At 67.3% G+C, this 25561-nt stretch carries 26 protein-coding genes; 16 read left to right on the top strand and 10 right to left on the bottom strand.

Translation table 11 applies throughout. The annotated features are described in order from the left end of the window. Positions 1 to 10: 10 nt before the first annotated feature. Together ACSVC7_RS05690 and ACSVC7_RS05685 are read right to left on the bottom strand one after the other, a co-directional pair. Positions 11 to 352, bottom strand: coding sequence for a hypothetical protein (locus tag ACSVC7_RS05690; RefSeq protein WP_448203455.1), 342 nt, complete (start codon positions 350 to 352; stop codon positions 11 to 13). A 318-nt stretch (positions 353 to 670) separates the two neighbouring features. Continuing rightward, positions 671 to 895 carry a DUF6898 family protein gene (locus tag ACSVC7_RS05685; protein WP_448203454.1) on the bottom strand — a complete coding sequence of 75 codons (225 nt, stop codon included), beginning with the start codon at positions 893 to 895 and terminating at the stop codon, positions 671 to 673. Positions 896 to 1025: 130 nt separating this feature from the next. Between ACSVC7_RS05685 and ACSVC7_RS05680 the strand changes: the two genes are divergently transcribed. The 5 genes from ACSVC7_RS05680 (at position 1026) to ACSVC7_RS05660 (ending at position 3574) form a co-directional block, all read left to right on the top strand. Next, positions 1026 to 1538, top strand: coding sequence for a YciE/YciF ferroxidase family protein (locus ACSVC7_RS05680; RefSeq protein ID WP_448203453.1), 513 nt, complete (start codon positions 1026 to 1028; stop codon positions 1536 to 1538). A gap of 165 nt (positions 1539 to 1703) precedes the next feature. Further along, on the top strand, positions 1704 to 2132 hold the full coding sequence (locus ACSVC7_RS05675) for a hypothetical protein (RefSeq protein ID WP_448203452.1): 429 nt from the start codon (positions 1704 to 1706) through the stop codon (positions 2130 to 2132). 102 nt (positions 2133 to 2234) lie between these two features. Further along, positions 2235 to 2651 (top strand): hypothetical protein, encoded by a 417-nt coding sequence (locus ACSVC7_RS05670; RefSeq protein ID WP_448203451.1) that lies wholly within the window; start codon positions 2235 to 2237, stop codon positions 2649 to 2651. Continuing rightward, entirely contained in the window at positions 2648 to 3112 is a 465-nt protein-coding gene (locus ACSVC7_RS05665; protein WP_448203450.1) for a DUF488 domain-containing protein, read from the top strand. Before ACSVC7_RS05670 ends, ACSVC7_RS05665 begins: the two co-directional genes overlap by 4 nt. A 12-nt stretch (positions 3113 to 3124) precedes the next feature. Beyond that, positions 3125 to 3574 carry a GNAT family N-acetyltransferase gene (locus ACSVC7_RS05660; RefSeq protein ID WP_448203449.1) on the top strand — a complete coding sequence of 150 codons (450 nt, stop codon included), beginning with the start codon at positions 3125 to 3127 and terminating at the stop codon, positions 3572 to 3574. A 10-nt stretch (positions 3575 to 3584) separates the two neighbouring features. Here the strand turns inward: ACSVC7_RS05660 and ACSVC7_RS05655 are convergent, their stop codons facing one another. After that, positions 3585 to 5162, bottom strand: a complete 1578-nt coding sequence (locus ACSVC7_RS05655; protein WP_448203448.1) for a cisplatin damage response ATP-dependent DNA ligase — start codon at positions 5160 to 5162, stop codon at positions 3585 to 3587. Then, positions 5159 to 6193, bottom strand: a complete 1035-nt coding sequence (locus tag ACSVC7_RS05650) for a ligase-associated DNA damage response exonuclease (protein WP_448203447.1) — start codon at positions 6191 to 6193, stop codon at positions 5159 to 5161. The genes ACSVC7_RS05655 and ACSVC7_RS05650 overlap by 4 nt, the downstream gene beginning before the upstream one ends. A gap of 108 nt (positions 6194 to 6301) precedes the next feature. On the opposite strand from ACSVC7_RS05650, the gene ACSVC7_RS05645 reads away from it, so the two are divergent. The 3 genes from ACSVC7_RS05645 (at position 6302) to ACSVC7_RS05635 (ending at position 8145) form a co-directional block, all read left to right on the top strand. After that, positions 6302 to 7231 carry a pseudouridine-5'-phosphate glycosidase gene (locus ACSVC7_RS05645; protein WP_448203446.1) on the top strand — a complete coding sequence of 310 codons (930 nt, stop codon included), beginning with the start codon at positions 6302 to 6304 and terminating at the stop codon, positions 7229 to 7231. Positions 7232 to 7376: 145 nt separating this feature from the next. After that, on the top strand, positions 7377 to 7745 hold the full coding sequence (locus ACSVC7_RS05640; protein ID WP_448203445.1) for a hypothetical protein: 369 nt from the start codon (positions 7377 to 7379) through the stop codon (positions 7743 to 7745). A gap of 124 nt (positions 7746 to 7869) precedes the next feature. After that, positions 7870 to 8145, top strand: a complete 276-nt coding sequence (locus ACSVC7_RS05635; RefSeq protein WP_448203444.1) for a hypothetical protein — start codon at positions 7870 to 7872, stop codon at positions 8143 to 8145. A 282-nt stretch (positions 8146 to 8427) separates the two neighbouring features. Here the strand turns inward: ACSVC7_RS05635 and ACSVC7_RS05630 are convergent, their stop codons facing one another. After that, positions 8428 to 9312 carry an S-methyl-5'-thioadenosine phosphorylase gene (locus ACSVC7_RS05630; protein WP_448203443.1) on the bottom strand — a complete coding sequence of 295 codons (885 nt, stop codon included), beginning with the start codon at positions 9310 to 9312 and terminating at the stop codon, positions 8428 to 8430. A gap of 63 nt (positions 9313 to 9375) precedes the next feature. Further along, positions 9376 to 10065: a rhomboid family intramembrane serine protease gene (locus ACSVC7_RS05625; RefSeq protein ID WP_448203442.1), complete on the bottom strand. Its 690-nt coding sequence runs from the start codon at positions 10063 to 10065 to the stop codon at positions 9376 to 9378. Positions 10066 to 10244: 179 nt separating this feature from the next. On the opposite strand from ACSVC7_RS05625, the gene ACSVC7_RS05620 reads away from it, so the two are divergent. Further along, positions 10245 to 11039: an oxepin-CoA hydrolase, alternative type gene (locus ACSVC7_RS05620; RefSeq protein WP_448203441.1), complete on the top strand. Its 795-nt coding sequence runs from the start codon at positions 10245 to 10247 to the stop codon at positions 11037 to 11039. Positions 11040 to 11067: 28 nt separating this feature from the next. On the opposite strand, the gene ACSVC7_RS05615 is transcribed toward ACSVC7_RS05620, so the two are convergent. Both ACSVC7_RS05615 and ACSVC7_RS05610 read right to left on the bottom strand, forming a co-directional pair. Beyond that, positions 11068 to 13158 carry a methyl-accepting chemotaxis protein gene (locus ACSVC7_RS05615; protein ID WP_448203440.1) on the bottom strand — a complete coding sequence of 697 codons (2091 nt, stop codon included), beginning with the start codon at positions 13156 to 13158 and terminating at the stop codon, positions 11068 to 11070. Positions 13159 to 13809: 651 nt separating this feature from the next. After that, positions 13810 to 14079, bottom strand: a complete 270-nt coding sequence (locus ACSVC7_RS05610; RefSeq protein WP_448203439.1) for a hypothetical protein — start codon at positions 14077 to 14079, stop codon at positions 13810 to 13812. A 90-nt stretch (positions 14080 to 14169) separates the two neighbouring features. On the opposite strand from ACSVC7_RS05610, the gene ACSVC7_RS05605 reads away from it, so the two are divergent. The 7 genes from ACSVC7_RS05605 to ACSVC7_RS05575 all read left to right on the top strand — a co-directional run bounded on the left by ACSVC7_RS05605 (position 14170) and on the right by ACSVC7_RS05575 (position 22606). After that, positions 14170 to 14517 (top strand): helix-turn-helix domain-containing protein, encoded by a 348-nt coding sequence (locus tag ACSVC7_RS05605; RefSeq protein WP_448203438.1) that lies wholly within the window; start codon positions 14170 to 14172, stop codon positions 14515 to 14517. 27 nt (positions 14518 to 14544) lie between these two features. After that, entirely contained in the window at positions 14545 to 15708 is a 1164-nt protein-coding gene (locus ACSVC7_RS05600) for a DUF3800 domain-containing protein (RefSeq protein WP_448203437.1), read from the top strand. Positions 15709 to 15991: 283 nt separating this feature from the next. Beyond that, positions 15992 to 18475 carry a ligase-associated DNA damage response DEXH box helicase gene (locus tag ACSVC7_RS05595; protein ID WP_448203436.1) on the top strand — a complete coding sequence of 828 codons (2484 nt, stop codon included), beginning with the start codon at positions 15992 to 15994 and terminating at the stop codon, positions 18473 to 18475. Beyond that, positions 18475 to 19164, top strand: a complete 690-nt coding sequence (pdeM, locus tag ACSVC7_RS05590; protein ID WP_448203435.1) for a ligase-associated DNA damage response endonuclease PdeM — start codon at positions 18475 to 18477, stop codon at positions 19162 to 19164. Before ACSVC7_RS05595 ends, pdeM begins: the two co-directional genes overlap by 1 nt. 299 nt (positions 19165 to 19463) lie before the next feature. After that, a complete protein-coding gene (locus tag ACSVC7_RS05585) occupies positions 19464 to 20921 on the top strand; it encodes a cryptochrome/photolyase family protein (RefSeq protein WP_448203434.1) in 1458 nt (485 codons plus the stop codon). Between the two features lie 66 nt (positions 20922 to 20987). After that, positions 20988 to 21473, top strand: coding sequence for a Fur family transcriptional regulator (locus tag ACSVC7_RS05580; RefSeq protein WP_448203433.1), 486 nt, complete (start codon positions 20988 to 20990; stop codon positions 21471 to 21473). Continuing rightward, positions 21470 to 22606: a CobW family GTP-binding protein gene (locus ACSVC7_RS05575; RefSeq protein ID WP_448203432.1), complete on the top strand. Its 1137-nt coding sequence runs from the start codon at positions 21470 to 21472 to the stop codon at positions 22604 to 22606. Before ACSVC7_RS05580 ends, ACSVC7_RS05575 begins: the two co-directional genes overlap by 4 nt. A gap of 196 nt (positions 22607 to 22802) precedes the next feature. Here ACSVC7_RS05575 and ACSVC7_RS05570 read toward each other — a convergent pair whose 3' ends face one another. Both ACSVC7_RS05570 and ACSVC7_RS05565 read right to left on the bottom strand, forming a co-directional pair. After that, positions 22803 to 24389: a hypothetical protein gene (locus tag ACSVC7_RS05570; protein ID WP_448203431.1), complete on the bottom strand. Its 1587-nt coding sequence runs from the start codon at positions 24387 to 24389 to the stop codon at positions 22803 to 22805. 16 nt (positions 24390 to 24405) lie between these two features. Continuing rightward, complete coding sequence (locus ACSVC7_RS05565; RefSeq protein ID WP_448203430.1) at positions 24406 to 25440, bottom strand: glycosyltransferase; 1035 nt, start codon at positions 25438 to 25440, stop codon at positions 24406 to 24408. Between the last annotated feature and the right edge of the window lie 121 nt (positions 25441 to 25561).

The raw sequence follows: 25561 nt of genomic DNA, 5'->3' as shown, positions 1-25561 counted from the left end.
TTTCGCGGGATTACCCGCAGCTTCGCCCGCCGGCCAGCCGGCAGTTGAAGCGCTCGACGTTGCGGGTCAGTTCCTGACCGGTGCCGGTGTTCTCGTCATTGAGACACTTCAGGTAATCCATCGTCCGGTCCACATACTCCTTCACTTCGAACTGGCAGGCGGCCATCTTGTCCGCGCTGACGAAGGTGGTGGAGTCGTCCATGCAGACGGGCACGCCGGGCTTCTGGCAGACACCGACCGTCGCGGCCACGGCTGGCGACAAGCTCGCCGCCGCCAAGGTCATGGTCAGGGACGTCGTCAGTGTGGCGAGCTTCGAGGCGGTCGCTCTCGGCGCGAATGTTGCGCGGCGCATGTATTCGTCTCCCTCCGGACTTGACCTGAAAGCTTCTGCTTTGGCCGGCGGCGCGCAATTGCTGCATCGGTGGTGCCGGCTCGTTCGTTCGTCGAGGAACTTTCTACAGGCGTTACGCCCGATGCACCAGTGCCGTTCATGGCCCAGGGGTCTACAGTCGGGTTCGAGCAGTTCGCCCCAGGGCCGGTCCCGCAGGTCCGGCACCGGGATGTCAGTGCTCACCATCAGCAGAAGCCAAGACTAGAACCGCGCCCTCCGGTCCGTCCGGCGGGCGCGTTCCTTATATGGTCGGCCTTGATGGGGTTGGCCTGATGAGGTTCAGCGGGCCTGCCCGTTCTTGTCGGCGCCGCGCTTCAACACATACTGCAACTTGCTGATCGCGGTGCGCTTCAGCAACTCCATGCTGCCGGTCGCCGGGCCGACGACCGAGACCTCCGTCGCGGTGACGGGGTCGATCGCGATGATCTTCATGTAGGTACCAACCCGCTGGTACTCGAACAGGACCTCGCCCCCGCCCTTTCCAGCCGCTTCCCTGCCCACCATCGTCCTCTCCGCTTCGGCGGCGACCATCGGCGCCGCGTCCGGGCGAGCTTAGCACAGACTGCGGCCTCCGGAACCCCGGCCACCTCGTCCTGTTGATGGCGCACAACAGACACATGCGAGGGAGCACGTCATGGCGACCAAGACCATGCAGGACCTGCTGATCGAAGATCTGCGCGACATCTACCACGCCGAGAAGCAGATCACGAAGGCGTTGCCGAAGCTCGCCAAGGCCGCCCATTCCGAACAACTCCGCCAAGCCTTCGAAATGCACCTGGAGCAGACCAAGGGCCAGATCGAACGTCTGGAGCAGGTCTTCGAGGAATTGGACACCCGCAGCCGCGGCAAGCATTGCGAGGCCATGGAAGGCCTGATCAACGAGGCCCGCGAAATTCTTGAAATGGGTCTCGCGCCGGAGGTGCAGGACGCCGCCCTGATCGCGGCCGCCCAGAAGGTGGAGCATTACGAGATCGCCAGCTACGGCACCGTCCACGCCTACGCGACCGCCTGCGGCCTGAACAAGGTCGCGCAGTTGCTGGAGCAGACTTTGAACGAGGAAAAGGAAACCGACCAGAAGCTGAACAGTCTGGCAATCAACGACGTGAACAAAAAGGCCATCCAGGCCAGCGGCAAGAAGGCGGCCTGACACCCCGTCCGTCCGCTTGCGCGCGCGGGCGCCGCTCCCTTCCATCCAGGGTGGCGGCGCCCGCTTGCCTTGTCACAGACGGCTTTTCCGGTGAGTCGTTGAAGGCTCCACCCCAAAGGGGTAGACTTCCCGCCGCGTCCGAACCATTCGCGGTACCGGTCCATCATGCGCAGGGTCCTTGCCTTCCTTCGTGCCGGCCTGCTTCTCGGCGGGCTGCTGGCCCTGTCGCCGGTCTCGCCCGCTCTGGCGGCGGAGGGCGCGCCGGCCCTGCCCCCGGCCGTGCGCATCAAGCCCGTCATGGTGCCGGTCGTGTCCCGCGGGCAGGTCGAGAAATACACCCAGATCGAGGTGATGCTGGAGGTGGCGAACGCCGCCAAGCTGGGCGATGTCCAGCTGGCCATCCCGCGCCTGCACGACGCCACGCTGCGCGCCGTCTACAAGGGCATCGACGAAGGCTGGATCGTCCGCGGCAACATCGCGAACATGCCGGCGCTTCGCCGCACCATCGACGACGAGAGCACGCGGCTGTTCGGCAAGAACGTCATCAGCCGCATCCTGATCACCCCGCTCGCGCGGCAATCCTCCTTCCCCTGAACATCCCCCCTGAGCATCCTCACGTCTTCGAATGTTTCCCCCGTTGCCAGCGCCCGCCCGTCGCGGCAGCATGAGAGGCAAAATCGGGGAGAACCAACCGCCATGGCCGTGGTCTATGTGGCGCGCAGCGCCGCGCTGACGAAATGGGCGTCCGACGTCGGACAGGGCAAGCACATCTTCAAGCTGGGAGTCGCCGCGGACAAGGACGCGACACAGGCCGCCGTCGAGGCCGGCTGGGCCGGCGAGTCCGACTGGCGCCTGATCCACAGCCAGGACGTGGAAGGCGCCGACGAGGAGGGGGTGATCGAGCGCCTGATGCGCAAGGAAAAGATCATCGACCCCACCTACTACCCAAAGCTGAAGGGCGCGACGGGCGTCTTCCGCATCACGCTGACCAACGTGCAGAACAGCCTTCTGGTTGCAAAGGCCATGTCGGCCGACGAACCGCTCACCGACATCAAGGTGAAGCCGAAGGACATCGCGGAATACATGATCCGCAACGCTGTTCCGTCGTCATGACCGAGTCCCCGACGATCTTCACCATCGGCTACGAGCGCGCCTCGCTCGACGACCTTCTGCGGACGCTGAAGGCGCAAGGAGTTGGCGTTGTGCTGGACGTGCGCGACCTGCCGTTGTCGCGCCGCGCCGGCTTCTCCAAGCGCCCGCTGTCCGCCGGGCTGGAGGAGGTGGGCATCGCCTACGTCCACCTGAAGGGCCTGGGCACCCCGAAGGAAGGCCGCGTCGCCGCCCACCAGGGCGACATGGAGCGGTTCTGGTCCATCGTCGAGGAGAAGATGCGGACCCCGGAGGCCGAGCACGACCTCGCCCGCGCCGCCGCCCTGGCCCAGGAACGCCCGGCCTGCCTGCTCTGTTTCGAGGCCTCGCCCCACGTCTGCCACCGCCTGCGCGTGGCGGAGGCCCTGCACGACCGGTTCGGCTTCACGGTCGCCCACCTGTCCGCCACCGACGCAGCCTTTTAGGAACGACCCCGCATGCAGTCCCGCTGGTTCCGTTTCGACGCGCTGTCCGCGCGCGACCTCTACGCCATGCTGTGGCTTCGCCAGAGCGTTCTGGTGGTGGAGCAGGCGTCTCCTTTCCCCGACATCGACGGCCGCGACCCGGAGGCCCTGCACCTCGCCCTGTTCGACGGCGACGATGCGACTCCGGTCGGCTATGCGCGAGTCTTCGGCCCCGATCCGGACGGCGGCACCACCTCCTTCGGACGGCTGGCCGTGGCGCCGGCGTGGCGGGGCAAGGCGCTTGGCCGGCGGTTGGTGGCCGAGTGCCTGGACAGGCTCGCCCAGGAATGGCCCGCGCACGACGTGGTGATCAGCGCGCAGCTCTACCTGGAAAACTTCTACGGCGGCTTCGGCTTCCGCCGCGCCAGCGCGGTCTACGACGACGTGGGCATCGACCACATCGACATGCGCCTGAGCCGGTAATGGGCTGCCGCTACCCCACGACCATCTTCTGCAAGGTTTCCAGCCGGTCGGCCTCGCCCGCCGGCTTGTCCCAGCGGATGCGGTGGACGCGGGGAAAGCGCATGGCAAGCCCGCTCTTGTGGCGGTTCGACGGGTGCACGCTGTCGAAGGCGACCTCCAGCACGAGGCCGGGCTCCACCTCCCGCACCGGGCCGTATTTGCGGACGGTGCGGTTGCGCACCCAGCGGTCGAGCTCCACCAACTCGGCATCCGTGAAGCCGGAATAGGCCTTGCCCACCGGCACCAGCTCGTCGTCGCGCCACACGCCGAAGGTGTAGTCGGAATAGTAGCTGGACCGTTTCCCGTGCCCGCGCTGCGCGTACATCAGCACGGTGTCCAGGGTCAGCGCCCCGCGCTTCCACTTGAACCACGGACCCTTGGGCCGCCCGGCGGTGTAGAGGCTGTCGCGGCGCTTCAGCATCAGCCCTTCGATGGCGTTCTCCCGTGCGCCCTCGCGCAGCGCCTTCAGCGCGTCCCACCCGTCGAAGGGCACCAGCGGCGACAGGTCCATGCGCCGGGGCCGCACCACGTCGAACCAGCGCTCCAGACGGGCGCGGCGCTCCAGGAAGGTCAAGCCGCGCAGATCCTCGTCCCCGTCGAACAGGATGTCGTACAGCCGCACCCAGGCCGGAAATTCCTGCAATGTCTTCGCCGTCACCGCCTTGCGGTTCAGCCGTTGCTGAAGGTCGTTGAAGGGCGCGATCTCCCCTTCGCTGCGCGCGACCAGCAGTTCCCCGTCCAGCACGGCGTCGAAGCTCATGTGATCGGCGATGTCGGGAAAGGCGCCGGACACGTCGTCGCCGGTGCGGCTGTAGATGCGCCGCTCGCCCCCCTTTGCGACGAGCTGCACGCGGATGCCGTCCCACTTCCATTCCGCGCTGTAGTCGGCGGCGGACAGGCCGGCCATGTCCTCCTCCTCCAGCGGCTGCGACAGCATCAGCGGCCGGAAGCCCGCACCGTGTCCAGCGGCCGGACGCTCGGCGCGGCCCTCCAGCCAGGCGAACAGGTCCACATAGGGCGGGGTCAGCCCGTGCCAGCATTCCTCCAGATCGCCCACCTCGACCTTGCCCCACTCGGCCAGCGCCGTCTTGGCGAGCCGCGCCGACACGCCCACCCGCAGGCTGCCGGTGATGAGCTTCAGCAGGGCGAAGCGCCCGGAGGAGTCCAGCGTGTCGAGCCAGCCCTCCACCAGCTCCATCACCTGCCCGCGCTTGGCGGCGCGCAGCGTGTCCACCACCTCCGGCAAGGTCGGCGGCAGGCTGTTGGCGCGCTCCGGCCGCTCCGGCCAGATCAGCGCGACGGTTTCCGCCAGATCGCCGACATAGTCGTAGGAGAGGGCGAACAGCTCCGGATCAACCCGCGCCGCCGTCAGTTGCCGGATCGCCGCCGGCTTGGCCTCGTGAAAGACCAGCGTCTCGGTCAGCGCGGCCAGCGCCCAGCCCCGGTCCGGGTCGGGCGTGGTGGAGAAGAAGTCGGCGAGCAGCCGGATCTTCCCGTTGCGCGACGGCATGAAGACCAGCGCGTCGATCAGGACGGCGAAGCGGTTCACGCCCCCTCCTCCTCCTCGAACCCCACCAACGCGAGCGCCCGCGCCCGCATCCCCCGCTGCGTCGCGTGGTGCACCAGCGCCTCTTCCCGACCGTGGGTCACCCAGACCTCCGGCGCGCCGACATCCTCCAGCGTCTGCGTCAGCTCGTCCCAGTCCGCGTGGTCGGAGATGACCAGCGGCAGTTCCACGCCGCGCTGCCGGGCGCGCTGCCGCACGCGCATCCAGCCGGACGCCATGGCCACCACCGGGTCGGCCAGCCGCCGCGCCCAGCGGTCGGCCACCGCCGCCGGCGGGGCGAGGACCAGCGCGCCCTTCAGTTCCTCCTTCGCCGCGACCGTCGCCGGGCGCAGCTCCCCCAGCTCGATCCCGAACCCGCGATAGAGCGTGCAGATCGGCTCCAGGGCACCGTGCAGGTAAATCGGCCGTTCGTACCCCGCCGCACGCAGCAGCGTGATCAGCCGCTGGCATTTGCCCAGCGCGTAGACGCCGACGACGTGGGTGCGCTCTGGGAAAATCTCCATGGAATGCAGAAGCTTGCGCACCTCGCCCAGGTCCGGCGGATGGCGGAAGACCGGCAGGCCGAAGGTCGCCTCCGTGATGAAGACGTCACAGAGCACCGGCTCGAACGGCACACAGGTGCGGTCGAAGCGGCGCTTGTAGTCGCCGGAGACCACCACGCGGCTGCCCGCATGCTCCAGCACCACCTGCGCGCTGCCCAGCACATGGCCGGCCGGGGCCAGCCGCACCGTCACGTCGCCGATGCGGATCGGCTCGCCATAGTCCAAGGGCTGCGTCGTCCCGCCGGCGCCCTCCCCCATCCGTTGCCGCATGATGGCGAGCGTTCCGGGTGTGGCGAGCACATGGGCGTGGCCCGGCCGCGCGTGGTCGGAATGGCCATGGGTGATGACCGCGCGCTCCACCGGGCGCAGCGGATCCACGTAGAATCCACCAGGCTCGACATAGAGCCCTTCGGGACAGACCTTGATCCAACGTTCGGGAGGGAGGCTTTGGAGGGGGGACGCGGCGGACATGGCTCCAATATAGAGCGTCTTCCCGAAAGGACAAAATTCCGAAGCCCACGTTGCGCTCGGCGGCCCATCGCCGCAGGATGGGTCTGAACACCGGAGGACTTCACCGCCATGCACGACCGCCTTCTACCAACTCCCGAAGTCGCCGACGCCCTGGCCGAGGGGCGCCCCGTGGTGGCGCTGGAATCCACCGTGATCGCCCACGGCATGCCCCATCCGAAGAACCTGGAGACCGCGCGGGCGTTGGAGGCGGCCATCCGGGCGGAAGGCGCCGTGCCCGCCACCATCGCCGTGTTGGACGGCCGCATCCGAGTCGGCCTCGACGACGACGCGCTGGAACGGCTGGCGACCGGCGGCAAGGCGGTGATGAAGCTCAGCCGCCGCGACCTGCCCGTGGCGTTGGCGACCGGGGCGGTCGGCGCCACCACCGTCGCCGCGACCATGATCGCGGCGCGCCTCGCTGGCATCGCGGTCTTCGCCACCGGCGGGCTCGGCGGTGTGCACCGCGGCGCCGAAATCAGTTTCGACGTGTCCGCCGATCTGGACGAGCTGGCACGCACCAGCGTCTGTGTGGTGTGTGCGGGTGCGAAGTCGATTCTCGACCTGCCCAAGACGCTGGAGGTGCTGGAGACCCGCGGCGTTCCCGTTCTGGGCTTCGGCACGGACGACTTCCCGGCCTTCTACAGCCGCTCCAGCGGCCTGCCGGTCTCGCATCGCTGTGACAACGCAACTGCGGTCGCGGAAATTTTGCGGGCCAAATGGGACCTCGGTCTTGAGGGCGGGGTGGTCCTCGCCAACCCCATCCCGGAGGCCGACGCGCTCGATTCCGCCGCCATGGAGCAGGCCATCGCCCAGGCCCTCAGCGATGCGCAAGCCCATGGAATCACGGGAAAATCCGTGACCCCATTCCTGCTGGCGGCGCTGGAGCGCATCACCGCCGGGCGCAGCCTTACGGCGAACATGGCGCTGATCCGCAACAACGCGGTGGTGGCGGCGCGCGTCGCTGCGGCCTATTCCGCCCTTTCGAAGGGCTCGGCATAGGACTTTGCGCGGAGGTGGTACGCCCTCTGCGACCATCGGACTTAAGACCCCGTTAACTCCCGCCGGGCGAATCTGCACGTGTTCTTGATCGGAGGTTTCTATGCGTGCGCCCAGCCCGTCGAACCTGGTTTCCCGGATGATTGCCATGGCGGCCCAGCCCGACGAAACGATCGGCGAGATCGACCAGCGCCCGGCGGCGCGGGTCAAGCGGATCGTGTGGGCTTCTCAGGCGGCGAAGCTACGGTCGTCCCTGTCCTCGCGCCTCGTCCATGAGATCGAGTGCGCCGTGTCGGCCGACCTCGACAGCATGGAGCTGCCGGAGGTGTTCTTCACCTCGGTGGAGTTCGCCGGCCGCGTCGTCACCTGCGACCTGGACGCGGAGGGCACCGCCTCCATCTTCGGCCTGATCGACGTCAACGAGTATGACGAGCTGGTCGAGGAAGCGGGCGACGACGCTCTGTTCGGCGTCGACTGGGACGGCGTCTACATCACCCCCGCGCGCACGCGACATTGAGCCGCACCTCCTGTTGGGACGGGGACCGGGAGCCGTTGAAGGCCCCGGTTTCGTCACCACGGGAGAAACGGCTTTGGGCACGATCAAGCACCCCCATCAAGACGATCGGGGCGGCAGCGGTTCCGTGACGCCCCAGCAGGAGGGCGGCAAGCACGCACGCGGGACCGACGCCAAAAGCTACGACCAGAACAGCAAGATGGAGCGGGAACGCGACACCCCGCCCATGGACCCGGACGGCGAACGCCAGGCCAAGGGTTCCGACGCCCGCGACGCCCTGACGGATCGTGGCAACGACCTGAATGAAAACCCCGGGATCGGCTCCTCCCCCGGCACCACCGACAGCGGCGAATCCGGCATCGAAGACCGCGACAGCGGCCCCGGCATCGCCACGCCCAGCTGAGGATCAAGCCACCCTCTATCCCCTCGCCCATCTCCGATGGGCGCGTAGCCGACGGCCGGAGGCCGGACAGGCGCCAAAGGCGCCTGTAGGCGAAGCGTGGTTGCGAGACTTGCGAGCAACCGGGAGGGGGCCCACCGCGCAGCGGTGGGAGGGTGAGGGCAAGGTTGACCCGAGAATCCAGGGCATGCAGGCCAAAGATTCTCGGGAAAACCTTGCCCTCACCCTTCCCACTTCGTGGGCCCCTCCCTCTCCCAGCGGGGCTGGGAGAGGGAAGTTACTTCCTTACCCCAAGACGCGGGCGAGGATCACGTCGAGCTTCTTCATCATCTCCGGGTCGCGCTTCTCCGGCGCGGTCATCAGCGCGTTGTCGAGCGCCGTGTGGCAGCCCTGCTCGCATAGGCCGTCGCGCACCTGCAGCTTGGGCGCCAGTGTCTTCACCAGCGACCGCGCCTTGTCGGCGTTCGCCACCACCACCTTGATGACGGCGTCCACGGTGACGTGGTCATGGTCGGGGTGCCAGCAGTCGAAGTCGGTCACCATGGCGACGGTCGCGTAGCACATCTCCGCCTCGCGGGCGAGCTTGGCCTCCGGCATGTTGGTCATGCCGATGACGTCGCAGCCCCAGCTGCGGTACAGCTCGGACTCGGCCTTGGTGGAGAATTGCGGGCCTTCCATGACCATGTAGGTGCCGCGCCGCTGGTGCGGAATCTTCAGCTCGACCAGCGCTTCCTCGATCAGGTCGCCGAGCCGCCCGCAGACCGGATGCCCCAGCGCCACATGCGCCACCAGCCCGGTCCCGAAGAAGGTCTTTTCGCGGGCGAAGGTCCGGTCGATGAACTGGTCGATGACCACGAAGGTGCCCGGCGGCAGATGCTCCTTCAGGGAGCCGACGGCCGACACCGACAGGATCTCCGTCACGCCCAGCGCCTTCAGCGCATAGATGTTGGCGCGGAAGTTCAGCTCGGACGGCGGGATGCGATGGCCGCGGCCGTGGCGCGGCAGGAAGACCAGCTTTTGCCCGTTCAACTCGCCCGTCAGCAGCTCGTCCGACGGGTCGCCGAAGGGGGTTTCCACCTTGACCCAGCGCTTGTTCTCCAGCCCGTCGATGTCGTAGACGCCGCTGCCGCCGATCACGCCGAGCACCGGCGTGGTCCCGGTTACCGCCATAACCAAAGCCTCCGTCGCAATGAGAGGCCGCAGTATCCGGGCTAACCCCGGCAAAGGCAACGCTCACAACGTCCGCAGCAGCACGACCACCAGCGTCAAATAGACCGCCGCCTTCGCCGCCGCGGTCAGCCGCGCGGCTCCCCACACCGTCACGCCCGCGCGCCGCAGCACGGTCACCAGCGCCATCCCCGCCGCGAAGCCGCCGAGATGCGCCGCCCACGCCACGTCGGCAAGACCGGAGCCGGGCGCCGGCGGCATCAGCGTCATCGCCACGTTGATCCCCAGAAACCCGCCGACCACCAGGGAGGCCGGAACGCGCGGCCCCGGCGACAGGCCCAGCACCGCCTGCGGGTGCAGCAGCAGATAGGCGCCCATCACGCCGCAGATCGCGCCGCTCGCCCCGACCAGCGGCGCCATGGGGTCGGCGGCCAGCGCCCCCTCGGCCAGCGCCCCCGCCGCCGCGCACAGCGCGAAGAACAGCAGGTAGCGCACGGTGCCCATCGCCTGCTCCACCGCGTCGCCGAAGGCCCAGAGCACCAGCATGTTGCTGACCAGATGCCCGATGTCGCCGTGGATCAGCACATGGCCGAACAGCCCCCGCCACACCGCCCAGGTCGGCAGCGGACCGGCCAATTCCACCGTGCCGAAGAAATAGGCGGGCACGAAGGCGAAGGGCTCCGGCGGCAGGCGCAGCACGAAGGCCAGCGTGCACGCCATGATGATGCCCCGGTTCGCGTAGACCGCCGCCTGCATGACTCTCCCCTGACGGGCACCAGCCCCTTTCGATATGGGGCCGCGCCCGCCGACAACCAGCACCCCGAACACGCAGGTGTGGCGCAGCCGGTATACACCCGTCGGCCGCATTGGTCACACACCGGCAGGGTGGCAGAGTTTCCCCGCACCAAGAACACCGGACAGGGGAGAAACGGGCCATGAGCGAGCGTCTGGATGTGGAGCGCCATGGGCGCGTGCTGCTGCTGACCATGAACGACCCCGCCACGCGCAACGCGCTGGGCAACGGCATGATGGCCCGCGGCCGCGAAGCGCTGGAGGAGGTGGCCCACGACGACAGCATCGGCGCCGTGGTGCTGACGGGTGCGGAGGGCGCCTTCAGCTCCGGCGGGCACCTGACACGGCTGTACGACCACGCCGGCAAATCGCGGTCGGAGAACCGCGATTCCATCGAGCGTTTCCACGGCTGGGTCCGCATCATGCGGGAATGCCCGAAGCCCATCGTAGCGGCGGTGGAGGGGGCGGCGGCCGGCGCCGGCTTCTCCCTGGCGCTGGCCTGCGACCTGATCGTGGCGGCGGAGGACGCGCGCTTTCTGACCGCTTACGTCCGGGTTGGGCTGAACGCCGACGGCGGCGCGTCGGCCTCGCTGGCCCGCGCCCTGCCCCCGCAGCTTTATGCGGAGCTGATGCTGGACGGCGGCCCGGTGGACCCGCAGCGGCTTTACGCCTTCGGCGTGGTCAACCGCGTCGTCGCCTCCGGCCAGGCATTGCCCGAGGCGCTGGCCTGGGCCGCCAAGCTGGCCGACGGCCCGACCGCCGCGATGGGCCGCGCCAAGCGTTTGATGGAACTGGCCTACGGCAATTTCGCCACCCAGCTCGCCCGCGAAAGCGACCTGTTCGTCGAAGCCCTCCACCATCCGGAGGCGAAGGAGGGCATCGACGCCTTCTTCGAAAAACGTACTCCGAAGTTTCCCCCGAAGATGCCGGGGCGCTGACCGGACGAGCCCCGGAACCGGGCCGCCGTCACGCAGCCCGGATGCCAGTCAGGAAGCGCTCGATCTCGTGGCGCAGCGCGTCGGCCTGATGGCCGAGCTCGCCGGCAGCCGACAGCACCTGCCCCGCAGCGCTGCCCGTCTCGCCCGCCGCCAGATTGACGCTCTCAATGTTGGTGGAGACCTGACGGGTCCCGAGGGCGGCGTCCTGGGCGTTCCGGCTGATCTCGCCGGTTGCGGCGTTCTGCTCCTCCACCGCCGCGGCGATGGTCGTGCAGATCTCGCTGATCGAGCCGATGGTGCCGGTGATCGCCTGGATAGCCGACACGGCGTCCTCGGTGGCGGTCTGGATCGCGGCGATCTGGCCGGAGATATCCTCCGTCGCCCGGGCCGTCTGGGTGGCGAGGCTCTTCACCTCCGACGCCACGACGGCGAAGCCCTTGCCGGCCTCCCCCGCCCTTGCGGCCTCGATGGTGGCGTTGAGCGCCAGCAGGTTCGTCTGGCTGGCGATGTCCTGGATAAGCTGGACCACGGTGCCGATCCGCCCGGCCGTCTCGGCCAGGGTCAGCACGGTCCGCGTGGTGCGCTCCACGTCGCCCACGGCGCTCGTGGCGATCTGGGTGGAGGTCGCGACCTGCCGCGCGATTTCCGAGGTGGTGGAGTTCATCTGCTCCGTCGCCGCGGCCACCGCCTGGACGTTGGCGGCGGTCTGCTCGGCGGCGGCGGCCGTGCCGCTGGCGCGGTGCTGGGTGTTCTCCGCCGTGACGGACATCCCGTGGGCGGTGGCGTCAAGCTGCTGCGCAGCACTGCCCACGGAGTCGAGGATCCCCGCCACGGCCCGGTCGAACCGCCCGATCAGCGATTCCACGGAGGCGGCGCGGCGCTGCTTGGCCTCCTGCTCGGCAGCCTGATCGGTGGCCAGCCGGTCGGCCTCGATCGCGTTGCGCTTGAACACCTCCACGGCTTCGGCCATGGCGCCGATCTCGTCCGTGCGGCCCAGCCCTTCCACCACGACCGAGTGGTCGCCCCGCGCCAGCCGCAGCATCAGGTCCGTCATGCGCGCCATCGGCCCCACGAAGCGCCGCCGCATCAGCAGCACCGCACCCAACGAGGCCAGCGCCGTCACCCCCAGCAGCCCCAATGCGAAGGTCAGCCCCCAGGCCGCGTTGCCGGACACGGCGTCGAGCGTGCGCTCCAACTCCGTCGTGGCGGCGCGCTGAAAGGCGAGGATCGTGTCGATACCCTTGGTGGCCGCCGCGACCCACGCGTCCGCCGAGACCGGGTAGGCGCGCTGCTGCATCGCCGCCGCCAGCACCTCGGCCCGCACGCCCTGGAACTCGCCCAGGAAACCCGCCTCGACCGCCGCCAGCGCGGGACGCAGCGCCGCGCTGCGCTCCGCCACGGCGGACAGGCTTTCCCAGGCGAACTCGACCCGACCCCGGTTGGCCGCCAGCAGCGAAAGCTGGTCCACCGTCAGCGGCTTGCCCGCCGCGATGAACCCGGCGAGCATTGCGCGTTCCCGCCCGGCATACTCGCTCATCACCCAGGCGAAGTGCCGGACCTCCTCAAGCTCCGCCGCGGAGATGTTGGTCTTCTGGCCCGACACGGTGGCGACGCGGCGCAGGCGCTGCGAAGCATCGATCAGGGAGGTGATGGCCGGCACCCAGCCCTTCACCACCGCCGGGTCACGCTCCGCGCCCGGAACGGTCAACGCGCCGTCGATGGCCGCGCGCAGCCGCTTGACCTCCACCCGCGTGCGCTCCACCTCGGCCAGAGCCTCCTCCTGCCCGCGCAGGCCCACGACGGAGCCGAGCCCGCCCAGCGCACGGTCCAGCGCCGCATCGGCCGCCTGCCGCCGCTCCACGATCCCCCGCACCGCCTCGGCCGACGCCGGCCCGGCGGCCCCCAGCGCCGAGTTGGTGCGCCCGCGCTCCACCGCATACTGCCCCGCCGCGTCCAGCAACGCCGACACGACGGGATTGGCCGAGCGCTCCGCCTGCGTCGCCGCCCGGATGCCCCACGCGTCGAGCGCGTCGCGCCCCGTGGACACCAGCGACAGCGCGGACAGCACCGCCACGACGAGATAGACCAGAGCCTTGATGGAGGAGCCCGCACGAACCATCGCTGCGACCTTCAGTTTAGCCGTTGGATCCGAATTATCGTTTGTAGTCCAACGATACCGCAGACTGCGCCAGGGCCGTTGATCTTTGTCAAAGCCCGAAACATTTCGCAGAGATTTGTTGCAAACAAAGGAAGCCGACGCCCGCGAGGGGCGACACCCCGTCATGGCACGCGCTCAAATATCCGAATTCCAAGGGTTCGGCGGCAGTTCCAGCGGCAGTCCCCTCTCCCCTCCGGGGAGAGGGTTAGGGTGAGGGGGTCCCGCAACACCCGGACTCCCCGCAACGGGCCACGCCCCAACGCCCCCGGCGGCAATCAGCCGCAGGCATTCTACCGCCACGGCTTTCCCGTTGACGGACAGAGCGCATTCATTTGGATGTAACGCGTCGGCCGGGACTTATCCTCGCCGACGATCCGAAAGGAGGTGACGCGCTTGAAAAGGTTCCTGAAGTGGCTCCATCGCTTCTGGTTCCGGATGAAGTTCGAGTTCGAAGCGGGCTTCAACCAAGACCGGGATAGCTAAGAGCCAAAAGGGCGAGGCCGGGAAACCGGTCTTGCTCTCAGGGAACAGGAAGGCGCGTCACCTCCTTACCCCGAGATTACCATGGTGTGGCCGGACTTCAAGTCCGAGGGAGAGCGGCCACCACCGCCCCTACTCCTCCCCCTTCCGCCGCGTCGGCCGCCCACGCCCGATTCTGTCCAGGTCCGTCCCGAGGACGAACCAACTCACCCCGAGTCCCACGATCATCACCGAAAGCGTCACAACGCCCGCGTAAGGAATCCCGTCGCCCATCACGCGGAGCGTCATCCCGTCGAGGCTGCCGATGAAGCCGAGTTGCGGGATGTACCCCCATGTCCACGGCAGGGTAAGCGGCACCAGCAGAAAGCCCCAGATGATCAATAACACACCCATCAGACGCATGGTACACCCGTCGCCAACTGAAACTTAAGTTTAAGTTTACGGCGCTTTGGATACATGGTCAACGCTCTCCGCCCGGATGAAAGTCCGGACATGGAACGCACGCAGGAATTCGGGCGGATGCTCCGCGCGCTTAGGGAACAGCGAAACCTCACGCAAGAGGATCTTGCGGAGTTGATCGACCGTTCCGTTCAGGCGATTTCGAAGATGGAACGTGGGCTGACGTTTCCTAAGCTTGAAACCTTGATCAGAATAAGCAAAAGTTTAGATGTTCCACTACGCGAATTGGCGAATATTTTTGATTCAAACGAATCCAGTGAGCCCAATCGCATATCTTTGGAAACATCCATTCTTGAAGCGACACGTCGCTTGGGCATGCGCGACCTGCACGTTATCCTCAAAATTGTAAAAGTCTTCCCTGCAGAAGACAAAACTCCTTAACAAAACCGCCGCAACAAGGATAAACTAATGAGCAGCAATTTGAATAATTTGTATTCTCCTTCTTTAATTTGCTGCGATGAGGCTGGATTTACAGGAAACGATCTAACAAATCCCGATCAACCATATTTTAGCTATGCTTCGGTAAACTTAGAAATAGACGAAGCAGAGATATTACTGGCAGAACTTCGCGCCCGCCACAAAATTCAAATGCCCGAGCTAAAAGCACGAAAGCTGATCAAAAAGCCAAATGGAAGAGCCTTTATCGATGACGTCCTTAAGCGAATTGATGGACGCTACATTTGCACCCTTTACAACAAGAAATTATGCCTTGCGGGCAAAGTTTTTGAATACATATACGAACCCGTAATTCAGGAAAACAACATGCTTTTCTATAAAAATAATTTGCACAGATTTGTCGCGATGTACCTTTACATACAAATGATCGACAAGCCGATCGAAGATCTCGCGAAAGAGTTTGAATCATTCATGCGCTCGCTTGATCCGCATGAAGCACCAACTTTGTTTGGCGTTCATGAGGACAAAGCGCATGATCAGTTAATCGGCCAGATGCTTAGGTTTGCTCGTGGATATAATTTAACCATCGTGCAAGAAGCTCGATCGCTTTCGCAATCGAAAGACACAGGAAAGTGGATACTCGATCTCACTACTTCCGCGATCAATAGTCATCTTGCATACTGGGGAGAAAGGCATCCTGTCATACAAGTAACCTGCGATGAGTCAAAACCATTACTCGCACTGGCCGATATCTTTAACGTTATGGTCAATAGATCAGAAAGGGTTTATATGGACGCATTGGGGAAGAGGCGAGCAATCACCTGGAATATGAGCAGACCAATAGAATTTGCCTCCTCAGCGTCGCATGCCTGCATTCAAATAGCTGACCTAGTTGCGGGGACAACCGCCGCTATTCCGGGCGCAAATTCCGATAATGGATTGATGCCCCTGGCAGAAAAGATTTTCGAACACATGAATGAAGATTGCATACTTCCAGATCCTGATGTCATTGATTTTTCTGGAGACGAGGCTCTCGTTAATTGGATAGTTCTCGAAGAATTAGCATGCCGAGCTGATAACGGACGCAACCCAATTGACGGAATGGAAGAATTCTATAATACAGTGAAAAGAAGTCTACCAAAGTTCCGAGAAAAACTTTTGGTGGATATAGTGTAATAATACGTATTCAAACGGCAACTTGGGATTTAAATAGCTCACATCAACAGCGGCACCACAAATCAGGCCATGCCTTATCCAAATGCGCGTGCGGACGCTTGCCTCCTCCCGGGTCGCATAAGGCGACGTGTCGTTCTTGCTTTGTTCATACACCTCTACTAAAATCCATGCGCGAACTTCCAACCGGGAGCCCGGTCTAGCGGAATGAAACAGCACAACGTTCGACGTTTCACAGCGTTTCATCCCGTTTCATCTGGGGTCTCCACCGCCACCGAGTCCACCCATGGATGAGTGGTCGGCCGCTCTGATCCCCGCCAACGTCTCGGGGTGGTTCCGGTCGCGCGGCTGGACGCCGCACCCGCATCAGATCGCCATGGTCGAGGCGGCGGTGGCGGGGGAAAGCGCTCTGCTGATCGCGCCGACCGGTGGCGGCAAGACGCTGGCCGGGTTCCTGCCGTCGCTGATCGAGTTGCTGGAACGGCCGCGCGAGGGGCTGCACACGCTCTACATCTCGCCGCTGAAGGCGCTTGCGGTGGACATCCAGCGCAATCTGGAGGAGCCCATCGCGGAGATGCGGCTGCCCATCCGCACGGAGACCCGCACCGGCGACACGCCGGAGGCCAAGCGGCGGCGGCAGCGGGCGCACCCGCCGCAAATCCTGATGACGACGCCGGAAAGCCTCGCCCTGCTGCTGTCCTACGCCGATGCGGCGGCCATCTTTCGTCCCCTGCGCTGCGTCATCGTGGACGAGTTGCACGCGCTGGCCGGGACCAAGCGCGGCGATCTGCTGGCGCTGGGACTGGCGCGGCTGACGAAGCTCGCCCCCGCCGCGCGGCGGGTCGGGCTGTCGGCCACGGTGGCGGAGCCGGACCAGTTGCTCGGCTGGCTGTCGAAGACCGGACAGGCCGACAGCAAGGACGTGCGGCTGGTGACAGGGCGCGCCGGGGCCTCGGCCGAGGTGGAGATCCTGACGACCAGGGAGCGCCTGCCCTGGGCCGGGCACATGGCGGTGCACGCGCTGGGCGAGGTGTACCAGCGCATCCGGGGCCACCGCACCACGCTGGTCTTCGTCAACACCCGCGCGCAGGCCGAGCTGGTCTTTCAGGAGCTGTGGCGCATCAACGACGACAACCTGCCCATCGCCCTCCACCACGGCTCCCTGGCGGCGGAACAGCGCCGCAAGGTTGAGGCGGCCATGGCCGCCGGCAAGCTGCGGGCGGTGGTGGCGACCTCCTCGCTCGACCTCGGCATCGACTGGGCGGCGGTGGACCTCGTGGTGCAGATCGGGGCGCCGAAGGGGGCAAGCCGGCTGGTCCAGCGCATCGGCCGCGCCAACCACCGGCTGGACGAGCCCAGCCGCGCCCTGCTCGTCCCCGCCAACCGGTTCGAGGTGCTGGAATGCCGCGCCGCCGTGGACGCCGTCGCTGCCATGAGCCTGGACGGGGAGCGGCCCCGGCCCGGCGGGCTGGATGTGCTGGCGCAGCACATGCTGGGCATGGCCTGCGCCGATCCCTTCCGGCCCGACGACCTCTATGACGAGGTGGTGCGGGCATCTCCCTATGCCGGGCTGACGCGGGACGAGTTCGACGACGTGCTGGACTTCGTGGCGACCGGCGGCTACGCGCTTGGCAACTACGAGCGCTTTCACCGCTTGGTGATGCGCGAGGACGGGCGCATGGCGGTGGCCGGGCCGGCGGTGGCGCGCCAGTACCGCATGAACGTCGGCACCATCACGCAAGAGGCCATGCTGCGCGTGCGCCTGAACCGCGGCCCGGTGCTGGGCGAGGTGGAGGAGTATTTCGTCCAGGGTCTCACCCCCGGCGACACCTTCGTCTTCGCCGGCCAGTTGCTGAAGTTCCTCGGCATCCGGGAGATGGAGGCGCAGGTCGCCAAAGGCGGCACGGGGGAGCCGAAGGTCCCCGCCTACGCCGGCGGACGGCTGCCGCTGACCACGGCGCTGGCCGACCGGGTGCGGGCGATGCTGGCCGATCCCGCCGGCTGGGGCGGACTGCCGGAGGACGTGCAGGAATGGCTGCGGCTCCAGCGCTGGCGCTCCGTGCTGCCGACGAAGGACGGGCTGCTGGTGGAAAGCTTCCCGAAGGCGGGCAAGCGATTCCTCGTCGTCTACGCCTTCGAGGGGCGGAACGCGCACCAGACGCTGGGCATGCTGCTGACCCGGCGGATGGAGCGGATGGGCTGCGGGCCGCTGGGCTTCGTGGCGACGGACTATGTTCTGGCGATTTGGTCGCTGCGCACACCGTCCAGCTCCAATGGGGACATGGATGCGCTGTTCGACCAGGACATGCTGGGCGACGATCTGGAGGCGTGGATGGACGAGTCCTCCATGCTGCGGCGGACCTTCCGCAACGTGGCGCTGATCACCGGCGTCATCGACCGCCGCCATCCGGGGCAGGAGAAGTCCGGGCGGCAGGTGACCTTCAGCTCCGACCTGATCTACGACGTGCTGCGCAAGCACGATCCGGGGCATGTGCTGCTGCGGGCGACCAAGGCCGACGCGGCCGGCGGGCTGACCGACGTGCGGCGCCTGTCGGACTTCCTGGCGCGCGTGAAGGGGCGCATTACGCACAAGGATCTGGACCGCATCTCCCCCCTCGCCGTGCCCGTGATCCTGGAGATCGGACGGGAGCGGGTGGACGGATCGGCCACCGACGAACTGCTGGAGCAGGCCGCCGCCGAACTGGTGGCGGAGGCGATGCCGGAACTGGATTCGCCGGGCGGTGATACCCAGGGCCGCCTGGCGTTGTGATGGCCATGGATATGGACGCCACCATCACCTTCCGGGGAGCCGCACTCGCTCCCGACGCTTCCGGCGCGCTGGTCTGGCCGGCGGAGCGGACGCTCGTCGTCGCCGACCTGCATCTGGAGAAGGGCTCCGCCTTCGCGGCGCGCGGGCGGATGCTGCCGCCCTACGACACGCGGGCGACGCTCGACCGGCTGGCCGGGCTGGTGGAGCGGCTGAGGCCCGCGCGGGTGCTGTGCCTGGGCGACAGCTTCCACGACCGCAAGGCGGCCTCGCGGATGGAGGCCGGCGACGTGGCCCGGTTGAAGGCGCTGACCGAAGCGGTCGGGGACTGGGTGTGGATCACCGGCAACCACGACCCGGAGCCGCCGGAGGGCTTCGGCGGGCGGATCGTGGAGGAACTGGCGCTCGGCCCGCTGACCTTCCGGCACGAGGCGGTGCCGGGCGCGGTCGGGGAACTGTCCGGCCACCTGCACCCCGTCGCAGCATTGCTCGTCCCCGGCCGCCGGGTGCGGGAGCGCTGCTTCGCCTTTGACGGGGCCAAGCTGATCCTGCCGGCCTTCGGCGCCTTCACCGGCGGGCTGAACGTGCTGGACCCGGCCGTCGCCGGGCTGCTCGCCCCGCGCTTCGAGGTGCATTTGCTGGCCCGCGGCAAGGTCCACCGCTTCCCCAGCGCCCGCCTCTCTCCTCCCTAGACCAAAAGAAAACCCGGAGAGCCGGGGGCGACTCTCCGGGCCAGGCTCTGCCGGATCGGCGGTGACACCGGCAGAAGGAGAAAAGGGGCAGCTCGATCGCGGGCGGCCCCGCATCGTGGCAGTGAAGGCGAAATTGGCGGCGATCGCAGCGCGGTCAATGGGATTTTCCCAGGAAAAATTTTTCATCGCGCGGTGATCCAAACGGAAATCGGTCGCGTAGCAATGGCGTTGATCCGCAGCAGCAGACTGCGGCACTTTCGCGCGTCCATTTCTCTTCCGAACTATTTATAGATGGTCCGATGAAGACCGCACCCGCGCCCGTAATAGTTTGGTTCCGCAACGATCTGCGCCTCGCCGACAATCCCGCCCTGAGCGCGGCGGCGGAGAGCGGCGCCCCCGTCATCCCGCTGTACATCCGGGAGGACGACCCGTCCGACCCCTGGCTGCCCGGCGGAGCCTCCCGCTGGTGGCTGCGCGGCAGCCTGGAACGGCTGGGCAAGGCGCTGGCCGCGCTGGGCTCGCCCCTGGTGCTGCGAAGCGGGGAGCCGGGGGCGGTGCTGGACGCGCTGATCGCGGAAACGGGCGCCGGCACCGTGCTGTGGAACCGCCGCTACGCCCCCGCCGCCATCGCCCGCGACCGCCGCGTCAAGGAAGGGCTGAAGGCGCGCGGCCTGGAAGCCCACAGCCACAACGCCGGCCTGCTGTTCGAGCCCTGGACCGTCCGCACCAAGACCGGCGGCCCCTTCAAGGTGTTCACCCCCTTCTGGCGCTGCCTGCAATCCCTGCCGGAACCACCCCGCCCCACCCGCGCTCCGGATCGGCTGACCGCCCCTACCCTCCCAATCCGCAGCGAACGGCTGGAGGACTGGGGCTATTTGCCGACCAAACCCGACTGGGCCGGCGGCCTGCGCGAGACCTGGACGCCCGGCGAGGAGGCGGCGCGGGAACGGCTGGCCGACCTGCTGGACGGCCCCGTGGCGCAGTACCCCACCCTGCGCGACCGGCCGGACACCGACGGCACCTCCGCCCTCTCGCCCCATCTGGCCTTTGGGGAGATCGGCCCCCGGCAGGTCTGGCACGCCGCACGCCACGCCGCCGAGGCTCGGCCGGAACTCGCGGCGGGAGTACTGGCCTTCCTGCGCGAGCTGGGCTGGCGGGAGTTCAACCACCACCTGCTCCACACCTTCCCGGAACTGCCGGACACGCCCCTGGACGGCCGCTTCGCCCGGTTCCCCTGGGGCAGCGACGATACGCTGATGCGGGCGTGGCAGCGCGGGCTGACCGGCTATCCCATCGTGGACGCGGGCATGCGGCAGCTCTGGCGCACCGGCTGGATGCACAACCGCGTGCGCATGATCGCCGCGTCCTTTCTCATCAAGGACCTGCTGCTGCCCTGGCAGGCGGGTGAGGCGTGGTTCTGGGACACGCTGGTGGACGCGGACCTCGCCAACAACGCCGCGAACTGGCAGTGGGTGGCCGGCTGCGGCGCCGACGCCGCCCCCTTCTTCCGCATCTTCAACCCCACCCTGCAAGGCGAGAAGTTCGATCCGGAGGGTGACTACGTGCGCCGTTTCGTGCCCGAACTGGCGCGCGTGCCCGCCCGCTGGATCCACAAGCCGTGGGAGGCACCGGCGACCGTGCTGCGGGAGGCCGGGGTGACGCTCGACCGCGACTACCCGCGCCCCGTGGTCGACCACGGCGCCGCCCGCGACCGCGCGCTTGCCGCCTTCGAGGCGCTGAAGCGCGCCGATGCGTGAGGGGGCGTGACGGCGCCGATCCGCAAAAGGGTTCCGGCGCGCCAGCGGATGTTATAGAGTAACACCATGCTTGCCGCCCCTTCCCCCGCCAACCACGACCACACGCACTGCATCGCCGACGCGCTGACCCGCGCCGACGCGCTGTGCGCCGAGCGCGGCGCGCGCCTGACCGCGCTGCGCCGCCGGGTGCTGGAACTGGTCTGGACCAGCCATCGCCCGCGCGGCGCCTACGCGATCCTGGACGACCTCAGCCAGCAGGACGGAAAGGCTGCCGCGCCGCTGACCGTCTACCGCGCGCTGGAGTTCCTGGTGGAGCAAGGGCTGGTCCACCGCATCGAATCGCTGAACGCCTACATCGGCTGCGCGGCGCCGGGGGCCGTCCATTCCGGCCAGTTCCTCGTCTGCGAGGGTTGCGGCAACGCGGTCGAAATCGACGACCCGCGCATAAGCGCGGCCATTGCGACCATCTCCGCCGAACGCCATTTCCAGGTGAACCGCCCCACCGTCGAGGTTCGGGGCATGTGCACCGACTGCCAGGAGAAGACACCGTGACCGCCGCCGCCAATCCAACAGCCGGCATTCCCGCCCGCCTGCCCGTTTCGGTGCTGACCGGCTTCCTCGGCAGCGGCAAGACCACGCTGCTGCAAAAGCTGCTGCACAATCCCGGCATGGCCCGCACCGCCGTCGTCATCAACGAGTTCGGCGAGGTCGGGCTGGACCATCTGCTGGTCGCCAAGGCGTCGGAGAACATGGTGCTGATGGACAGCGGCTGTCTGTGCTGCACCATGCGCGGCGACCTCGTGGACACGCTGCGCGACCTGTTCCTGAAGCGCGTGCGCGGCGAGATTCCGGAATTCGACCGCGTGGTGGTGGAAACGACCGGCCTCGCCGACCCAGCCCCGATCATCCACACGCTGATGGGTGACCCTCTGCTGGCCGCGCGCTTCCGCCTGGACGGCGTCATCACCACCGTGGACGCGGTGCACGGCGCGAACCAGCTCGACCACCAGCCGGAAAGCGTGAAGCAGGCCGCCGTCGCCGACCGCATCGTGCTGACCAAGACCGACGTCGCCACGCCGGGCGCGACCACGGCCCTGTGCCAGCGCCTTGCCGCCATCAACCCGGCGGCCCCGGTGATTCCCGCCGCCTTCGGCGACGTGGACCCGCAGACCCTGTTCGACGCCGGCCTCTACAACCCCGAGACCAAGAGCCCCGACGTCGCCCGCTGGCTGAGGGAGGAAGCCTACCGGGACCAGGAGCATGAGCACGGCCACGATCACGATCACCATCACCACGATCATGCCTGCGGCCCCGACTGCGGGCACGATCACGAGCACGGGCACCATCACCACGACGTGAACCGGCACGACGACCACATCCGCGCCTTCTGCATGGTGGTGGACGAGCGGATTCCGTGGAACAACTTCATCGATTTCATGGAGGCCCTGATCGCGATCGGCGGTGAGAACCTGCTGCGCATCAAGGGCTTGCTGAACGTCAAGGAAAGCGAACTGCCGGTGGTGGTGCACGGCGTGCAGCACATGTTCCACCCGCCGGTCCGGCTGGAGGAATGGCCCAGCGACGACCACCGCTCCAAGATCGTCTTCATCACCCGCGACATCGGCGAGGCCGTGATCCAGCCGATGTTCGACCAGTTCGTGCGGGGCGCGCAGGGGGCGGCATAGCCGCTTCCAAGGCAATCACATTTGGCGTTTTTAGCCCTCTCCCCTCTGGGGAGAGGGTGGCCCGGAGGGCCGGTGAGGGGGGTGTGCATGACGGCGAGTTCGGCAAAAGCGCAACCCCCTCACCCTAACCCTCTCCCCAGAGGGGAGAGGGAATTGACATGCGATAGCCCTGGAGGCGCCCCCACCATCACACTGCTCACTTCACCTTGTAGAGCTGGAAGAACCGGCCCTCCTGGATCAGCGTCAGATGCTCCGGCACGGGATTGGGCCGCCCCGGCTCGGTGAACAGCACATACACATACCGGAACCGCTTGGGCCAGTCGGCCCAGTAGTAGTTGTCGCGCAGCCCCGGATCGCGCACGGCGTCGACGACGTAGCTGACGCGCGGCACGTAGGTGAAATCGCCGTCCAGATCAGCGTAGCCGGGCTTCAGCAGCAGGGGCTGCTTGCCGGGATGGGTGAAGGCGATGGGGACGAGGCTGGAGCGGTCCATCAGCGCCAGCACCGGTGAGTGGTGCAGCCCGAAGGATACGGCCCGGTCGTCGGTGAACTGCATCGGCCGGAACAGCGACTTGCGCCGGGACTCGTCCGCGTAGGTGGACAGCACCGTGCTCCCCGGCTCGATCCGCAGCATGGAGAGGCGGATTTCCTCCAGCATCGGGTCGACCTTCGCCATGGCCACGCCCGCGTCGGCGCTGCGCAGCAGGGACAGCGCCAACACGGCGGAGACAAAGGCGGCGCGCATGGCGCCGGTGGTCAAATCCCAGCGGACGAAGCCCAGGGCGACAAACATGATGCCGACCGGAAGCCGGCTGTCGGCGAACCAGGACCCGAACAGAACCAGTGGCATCGCCGCGTAGAGGATCAGCCCCAGCCCCACCGTGATCAGCCCGACGGGGTGGATGCGCAGGGCGCCGCTCCACAGCCCCCAGGCCACGCCGATGCCCACCGCCGCTCCGGTCACGTAGCCGACCAGGGTCGCGTAGGCGCCGAACAGGAAGTCGAAGCCCATCAGCTTGGCCGTCCCCACCCACATCACGTCCTCGGCGAAGCCGGAGGACGGGCTCATCAGCAGCAGGGGCGGCACGACCAGGAACGGCAGACCGAAGGCGAGAAGGTCCGGCAGGGCGCGCTGCGGCCGGCGCCAGTCGCCGGTGACGTACAGCCGCCACGCCTCCCCAGCCAGCAGCGTCAGGCCATAGAGGCCCAGCGCGAACAGGTGCGAGATGAACAGGCCCAGCACCACGCCGAGCGAGACCAAGCCGCGCAGCCACGGGCTCCGCTCCTGCAAGGCGATCCAGGCCGCGATGCCCCACAAAGCCAGCCCCAGCCCGAACAGATAGTTGAACAGGCCCATGTAGGTGGACATCGTGTAGAGGAACAGGCTGGCCGCCAGCGGACCCAGCGCCACCCGTCCCCACACCGCCCTATAAAACGCGATGGTGCCGCTCATCAGCAGCAGGAAGCTGGCGGTGATGAACAGCCGGCTCGCCGTGTGGACGCCGACCAGCTTGGCCAGCGGCGGGACGAGGATGTCCATCACCAGATTCGGGATGATCGCCCAGCGCACCGTGTAGAACTGCGCCAGCGCCGGGTCCTGGTCCAGGAAGGCCAGCGCGTACATCCGCGTCACGTGGTTGACGTAATCGCCGAGCGCGGGGATCTCGAACATCCACACCGGGACGACCGCAGCGACCAGCGCCACCAGCGCCGCCGGCCACAGATACGCGGATTCGGAGGAGCGGACCGGCGCCTGCCCGTCGAGGCTGAAGTCCCTGAACATGCCTGTTCTCCCCGCGTTACACGCCTTCGCTCGACAGGGGCTCCGGCGGGGCCTCCGCCGCGAAGGGCCGGGCGGCGGTCGTGGCGCGCAGGTCGTCCGGATACTGGTCGCGCAGGCCCGCGCGGTAGTGGGACCAGAAGCTGCGCAGTCCCTGAAGGTCGCCCCGGCGGTGCAGGAGGAAATACAGCGTGTACTTCACCATCATGCGGCTGATGGCCTCCCGCTCGTAGGTCGCGTGGATGTAGCCCATGTTCCGGAAGAAGTAGGGGGCACGGTTCGCCGGCATCTCGTCCACGGTGCCGAGCAGGCCGCCCACCAGCCTCCGTTGGGTGCGGCGGTTGCGCGGATGGACGTGCAGGGCGTTCACCGCCGTCCCGTCCTTCAGCCCGGCGCGGCGGGCGCGCAGCGTGAACTCCCACTCGTCGCCCCAGATGACCATCTCGCGCTTGACGTTGCCGATCCGCTCGAAAACGCGGCGGTTCAGCAAGGTTCCATTGAACAGGGCGATGGCGCCGGGGACGATCCCGTCCTCCGCCGCCGCGGCGAAGGTCGCCGCCTTGCTGAAGCCGTGCGTGTTGAAGGCGAGGTCGCCCGGATCCTCTGCCGCGACGACCATCGGGCCGACCATGTCGAGGTTGTGCCGCTCCCCCTGGTGCAGCAGTTCGCCCAGCGCGCCGGGGGCGGGAATGCCGTCGTCGTCCGTGCTCCAGACCCATCGGGCGCCGAGCTTCAGCGCCGCGTCGAACCCGGTATGGTAGGCGCCCGCGGACCCGACGTTGGCCTGCCGGATGACCAAAAGCTCGGGGATTCTCCGCTGCTGCTCGGCCAGCCATTCCGCCGTGCCGTCCGTCGACCCGTTGTCCACGACCACGATGCGGCCCGGCCGGGGCTCCTGGGCGTGGACGGCCGCCACGCAGCCGCGCAGGAGGGTCAGGCGGTTGTACGTCACGATCACCGCGACGACGCCGGCCGCCGATCCCTTATGCCCGCCCTGTTGTCCGGTCTGGTGCCCCCCGTGGTGCCCCCCGTGGGGCCGGATGCCTTCCGACATGCTGATCCATTCTCCGTCCTGTTCGGCGCCACCCTGTAAGTTTTGGCTGAACGAGGACCGGGCAATGCCACCGACGGAGAGCGGTCGTGCCATTCGCATAGCCCGAAATCACCCCGGACCC

The organism is Azospirillum mesophilum, assembly GCF_053470405.2.
This window is presented reverse-complemented; position numbering and strand designations above follow the sequence as displayed.

Bases quoted from the DNA above. Each gene is read 5' to 3' on its own strand.
- ACSVC7_RS05690 (WP_448203455.1), bottom strand. From the start codon at position 352: ATGCGCCGCGCAACATTCGCGCCGAGAGCGACCGCCTCGAAGCTCGCC.
- ACSVC7_RS05685 (WP_448203454.1), bottom strand. From the start codon at position 895: ATGGTGGGCAGGGAAGCGGCTGGAAAGGGCGGGGGCGAGGTCCTGTTC.
- ACSVC7_RS05680 (WP_448203453.1), top strand. From the start codon at position 1,026: ATGGCGACCAAGACCATGCAGGACCTGCTGATCGAAGATCTGCGCGAC.
- ACSVC7_RS05675 (WP_448203452.1), top strand. From the start codon at position 1,704: ATGCGCAGGGTCCTTGCCTTCCTTCGTGCCGGCCTGCTTCTCGGCGGG.
- ACSVC7_RS05670 (WP_448203451.1), top strand. From the start codon at position 2,235: ATGGCCGTGGTCTATGTGGCGCGCAGCGCCGCGCTGACGAAATGGGCG.
- ACSVC7_RS05665 (WP_448203450.1), top strand. From the start codon at position 2,648: ATGACCGAGTCCCCGACGATCTTCACCATCGGCTACGAGCGCGCCTCG.
- ACSVC7_RS05660 (WP_448203449.1), top strand. From the start codon at position 3,125: ATGCAGTCCCGCTGGTTCCGTTTCGACGCGCTGTCCGCGCGCGACCTC.
- ACSVC7_RS05650 (WP_448203447.1), bottom strand. From the start codon at position 6,193: ATGTCCGCCGCGTCCCCCCTCCAAAGCCTCCCTCCCGAACGTTGGATC.
- ACSVC7_RS05645 (WP_448203446.1), top strand. From the start codon at position 6,302: ATGCACGACCGCCTTCTACCAACTCCCGAAGTCGCCGACGCCCTGGCC.
- ACSVC7_RS05640 (WP_448203445.1), top strand. From the start codon at position 7,377: ATGGCGGCCCAGCCCGACGAAACGATCGGCGAGATCGACCAGCGCCCG.
- ACSVC7_RS05630 (WP_448203443.1), bottom strand. From the start codon at position 9,312: ATGGCGGTAACCGGGACCACGCCGGTGCTCGGCGTGATCGGCGGCAGC.
- ACSVC7_RS05625 (WP_448203442.1), bottom strand. From the start codon at position 10,065: ATGCAGGCGGCGGTCTACGCGAACCGGGGCATCATCATGGCGTGCACG.
- ACSVC7_RS05620 (WP_448203441.1), top strand. From the start codon at position 10,245: ATGAGCGAGCGTCTGGATGTGGAGCGCCATGGGCGCGTGCTGCTGCTG.
- ACSVC7_RS05615 (WP_448203440.1), bottom strand. From the start codon at position 13,158: ATGGTTCGTGCGGGCTCCTCCATCAAGGCTCTGGTCTATCTCGTCGTG.
- ACSVC7_RS05610 (WP_448203439.1), bottom strand. From the start codon at position 14,079: ATGCGTCTGATGGGTGTGTTATTGATCATCTGGGGCTTTCTGCTGGTG.
- ACSVC7_RS05605 (WP_448203438.1), top strand. From the start codon at position 14,170: ATGGAACGCACGCAGGAATTCGGGCGGATGCTCCGCGCGCTTAGGGAA.
- ACSVC7_RS05600 (WP_448203437.1), top strand. From the start codon at position 14,545: ATGAGCAGCAATTTGAATAATTTGTATTCTCCTTCTTTAATTTGCTGC.
- ACSVC7_RS05595 (WP_448203436.1), top strand. From the start codon at position 15,992: ATGGATGAGTGGTCGGCCGCTCTGATCCCCGCCAACGTCTCGGGGTGG.
- pdeM (WP_448203435.1), top strand. From the start codon at position 18,475: ATGGCCATGGATATGGACGCCACCATCACCTTCCGGGGAGCCGCACTC.
- ACSVC7_RS05585 (WP_448203434.1), top strand. From the start codon at position 19,464: ATGAAGACCGCACCCGCGCCCGTAATAGTTTGGTTCCGCAACGATCTG.
- ACSVC7_RS05580 (WP_448203433.1), top strand. From the start codon at position 20,988: ATGCTTGCCGCCCCTTCCCCCGCCAACCACGACCACACGCACTGCATC.
- ACSVC7_RS05570 (WP_448203431.1), bottom strand. From the start codon at position 24,389: ATGTTCAGGGACTTCAGCCTCGACGGGCAGGCGCCGGTCCGCTCCTCC.
- ACSVC7_RS05565 (WP_448203430.1), bottom strand. From the start codon at position 25,440: ATGTCGGAAGGCATCCGGCCCCACGGGGGGCACCACGGGGGGCACCAG.